The organism is Streptomyces sp. NPDC059455 (assembly GCF_042750115.1).
GTDB lineage: Bacteria > Actinomycetota > Actinomycetes > Streptomycetales > Streptomycetaceae > Streptomyces > Streptomyces endocoffeicus.
Map to the genome: position 1 here is coordinate 111,831 of NZ_JBHYVB010000007.1, position 3,270 is coordinate 115,100.

The following is a 3,270-nucleotide window of genomic DNA, read 5'->3' on the forward strand; positions in this document are numbered from 1 at the left end:
GTCGTGACGCCCAGAGCCCCGCGGCCCTGCGGCGTGGCCCCATGAGCCCTACGACCGTTCGCCGGGGCGGCCCTGTGAGCCGCACGGCCCTGCGCCGTCATGGCGCCATGAGCCCCACGGCCGTCCGCCGGAACGGCACCACCGTAAGACCCACGGCCCTCCGGCGTGCCGCCGCGAGCCTCCCGGCCTTCCGCCGTGGTACCGCCGCGAGCCCCGCGGCCCTGAGCAGTAGCGTCGCCGTATGGCACGCGGCCCTGCGCCGCCGCCATGGCCGCGCCATGACCCCCGCCGCCGTCCGCCAGGACCATCGCCGCCGCCCCGGCGGGCGTCGACAGCACGGAGGTGATCGCGACCAGGATCGTGGTGACGGTCGTGACGACCGCCCGCCGGTACATCCTGCCGCGCCCCACGACCACCACCTCGACGCCCGCGCCTGTCGTCCGCCCGCGCCGCACGGGACCGACGCGGTGTCACCAGCCCACCACGCCGGGGACGATGCCGCACGCTCAGGGCCGCCGCCCCGGGGAGCACCGCCGGGCCACCCCGAGGCGTCTCGTGGGCGCGACCAGCCACGACGGCGCCGCAAGACGATCGACGGCAGATCAGGGCATCCCAGCGGAACGCTCAGGCGTCACACCCGCACGGCGTCCGGCCGGCGAGGCCGGGCGTCCATCGCGGTGCGCAGGGAGGCGAAGTCCTCCACGCAGCGGCCGGTGCCGATGGCCACGCAGTCCAGCGGGTCGTCGGCCACCAGCACCGGGATGTTCAGCTCGCGCCCCAGCCGTACGTCCAGGCCGCGCAGCAGGGCCCCGCCGCCGGTCAGCACGATGCCGCGGTCCATGATGTCGCCCGCCAGCTCCGGCGGGGTCTCGTCGAGCGTGGCCCGTACGGCCGCGACGATGCTGTCCACCGGCTCGGCGAGGGCGTGCCGCACCTCGTCCGAGGTCAGTTCGAGCACCCTCGGCAGCCCGGTCGCCTGGTCCCGGCCGCGGATGGTGCAGCGGTCCGGCGGCAGCAGCGCCTGGGTGTCCTCGTTGTCCTCGCTCTGGCCCGGGATGAACACCTCGACATTCCGCTCGGGCCGCCGGACGGACTCCGAGACCCGCGGTACGGACAGCGGGCCGGTGGGCGAGGCGGAGCCGATGGAGACCTTGATCTCCTCGGCGGACCGCTCACCGATCGCCAGCGCGTACTGCTTCTTCACATAGGAAGTGATCGCGACATCCATCGCATCGCCCGCGGTCCGCACCGACCGCGCGGTGACGATGCCGCCGAGCGAGACCACGGCGACCTCCGTCGTACCGCCGCCGATGTCGACGACCATGCAGCCGGTCGGCTCGCTCACCGGCAGCCCCGCGCCGATCGCCGCCGCGATGGGCTCCTCGACCAGATGCACCTGACGCGCCCCGGCCTGGGTGGCGGCCTCCATCACCGCGCGCCGCTCGACGCCGGTGATCCCGGAGGGCACGCAGACCACCACACGGGGACGGGCCAGCCGGCGGCTGCCCATGACCTTCTTGATGAAGTACCGCAGCATGCGCTCGGCGATCTCGAAATCGGCGATCACGCCATCGCGCAGCGGCCGCACGGCGACGATGTTCGTCGGTGTCCGCCCCATGGTCTCCTTGGCCGCCGAACCCACCGACAGCACACTGCCGTCGACTGTGTTCACGGCCACAACCGACGGCTCATTGAGCACGATGCCCCTGCCCCGTACGTACACCAGTGTGTTGGCGGTGCCGAGGTCGATACCCATGTCCCGCCCATTGAACGACTTGTTCTGCGCCATAAGTTGACATTATTGCTTATGCCGGATTCTGTCCCGGCACTGATGTCATTCGCACCACCGTGCGGCCATGCCACTGCTACCTTGCGGTCATGATCGTGTCCGCTTCCTCCGCAGCTCAGGCCCCACGACCGGCCCGTGGCCTCGCGGCGGGCATCGCGGCGGCCCTGCTCGGAGCCCTGGTTTTCGGCTTCATCCAGGGCAAAATCGGCCACCGTGGCCAGGAGGTCGGCTACTGGGCGCTGTGCATCGGGCTGTTGACCGGCGCCGCGCTGGGCAAGCTGGGCGGCCGGGCGCCGCTGCTGGCGCTCGTCGGCATACCGCTGGCCGTGGTCAGTGTTTCGCTGGCGCAACTGATCGGCGCCGCGGTGCTGATGGGGGACGAGAGTTCCTGGCCCACCGCGGACACCCTGATCAAGCACTTCGGGCTGGTGGCGGACTACTGGCGCGATCACATCCTGGGGCGCAACGACATCACCTTCTACGCCGTGGCGGGGGCGGAAAGTTACCTCGTCGCGAAGCGGGTCACCGAATAGCGGCGACGAATCCGCATATGCCGGGCCAGCGTGTCTCCGTCCGGTCCCAGCCATGTCACGGACGTCAGACACGACTTGTCTGATTGTCATGCATGCCTGTTACTTTTATGGCTCGAAAGTTTCCTTCCGCGTTCCCAGCCCGCAGCCGCTCATCAGCCGAGCTGTCCCCGGAACGCGGTCTCAACACCTTCATCCCCGGGGGAATTCCATGAGCCAGAACTGGCAGCAACCACAGCAGCCAGGCGGGTATCCGCAGCAGCCGGGCGGCTATCCGCAGCAGCCCGCCCCGCCCCAGCAGGCCGGTGGGTACGGCTCCACGCAGCAGCCCGGCTACGGCTACCCGCAGGGCCAGCCGCAGCAGCCCCAGCAGCCTCAGCCGCAGTACGGCGGCGGCTTCCCGCCGCCCGCGCCGCCGGCCGGGCGTCCGGGCAACCCGCTGCTGGCGGTGGGCGCCGCCCTCGTGGCCACGGTCGTCGGCGCGTTCCTCTACGCGTTCCTGCTGAGCGCGATGGCGAACACGGACAAGACCCCGCCGGAGGTCACGCAGTTCGCGTACGCCGGTGTGGTCGTCGGCGCGCTCATCGGTCTGGCGGTCGCCAAGCTGGGCGGCCGCAACACGGGGCTGTGGGTGGTCGGCGCGGTGCTGGCCCTGGCCGCGGTGTTCCTCGGCGAGCTCTACGGCTACGCCATGATCCTGCACGATGTGATGAGCAACTACGCCGACAAGATCGGCGGCGGCGCCAGCAGCCAGGTGCTCTCCTCGAACGAGATCTTCTTCGACCACTTCAGCGACCTGTGGAAGTCGTGGAAGGAAGACTCCGACGCGCTGACCTACATCTTCATGGCGCTCGCGCCGGTCGCCGCGGTCAGCACCGCCTACCGGATCAGCAACCGCTGATCCCACGGGCAGCACGCCCACATGCAACACAGCAAGGGGAAGGCCCCGAC

General features: G+C 70.8%; 3 protein-coding genes and 1 pseudogene. 2 read left to right on the forward strand and 2 right to left on the reverse strand.

The window, feature by feature from the left end:
* Positions 1-410 (reverse strand): annotated as a pseudogene (locus tag ACFXB5_RS04285) (hypothetical protein); the annotation flags it as partial.
* Positions 411-631: 221 nt separating this feature from the next.
* Positions 632-1,789 (reverse strand): rod shape-determining protein, encoded by a 1,158-nt coding sequence (locus tag ACFXB5_RS04290; RefSeq protein ID WP_201851718.1) that lies wholly within the window; start codon positions 1,787-1,789, stop codon positions 632-634.
* 89 nt (positions 1,790-1,878) lie between these two features.
* Between ACFXB5_RS04290 and ACFXB5_RS04295 the strand changes: the two genes are divergently transcribed.
* A complete protein-coding gene (locus ACFXB5_RS04295; RefSeq protein ID WP_385202207.1) occupies positions 1,879-2,322 on the forward strand; it encodes a hypothetical protein in 444 nt (147 codons plus the stop codon).
* 208 nt (positions 2,323-2,530) lie between these two features.
* The gene (locus ACFXB5_RS04300) at positions 2,531-3,220 is read left to right on the forward strand and encodes a hypothetical protein (protein WP_385202209.1); all 690 of its coding nucleotides are present in this window, start codon (positions 2,531-2,533) and stop codon (positions 3,218-3,220) included.
* Positions 3,221-3,270: the final 50 nt, after the last annotated feature.

Coding starts and splice junctions, on each gene's coding strand:
- ACFXB5_RS04295 (WP_385202207.1), top strand. CDS start 1,879: ATGATCGTGTCCGCTTCCTCCGCAGCTCAGGCCCCACGACCGGCCCGT.
- ACFXB5_RS04300 (WP_385202209.1), top strand. CDS start 2,531: ATGAGCCAGAACTGGCAGCAACCACAGCAGCCAGGCGGGTATCCGCAG.
- ACFXB5_RS04290 (WP_201851718.1), bottom strand. CDS start 1,789: ATGGCGCAGAACAAGTCGTTCAATGGGCGGGACATGGGTATCGACCTC.